The following is a 256-nucleotide window of genomic DNA, read 5'->3' on the forward strand; positions in this document are numbered from 1 at the left end:
AGCCCGACGCTAACCCGGCTGCTGACTTCCTGGACGCGTCCGAGGTTGTCCTCGGCGCCGAGGACGGCGACGGCCACTACTTCGGTTACACCCCTGATGTTCTGCTGATTCACCCGATGACGCTGAATCTGCTGAAGCGTAATCCGGAGGTTCAGAAGCTGTACATCGGCGACATGGCGCACGCTAACCCGCTGTTCAACGGCATCTCTGATGAGCCGCTTATTTTCGGCAACGTTCAGATCGTGAAGTCGTTCTT

The 256-nt window shown here is 57.8% G+C and carries 1 pseudogene; it reads left to right on the plus strand.

The annotated features are described in order from the left end of the window. Window positions 1–256: pseudogene (locus QP140_RS10080) on the plus strand (hypothetical protein); the annotation flags it as partial.

The sequence above is a fragment of the Corynebacterium sp. UMB9976 genome (assembly GCF_030212265.1).
Classification (GTDB): domain Bacteria; phylum Actinomycetota; class Actinomycetes; order Mycobacteriales; family Mycobacteriaceae; genus Corynebacterium.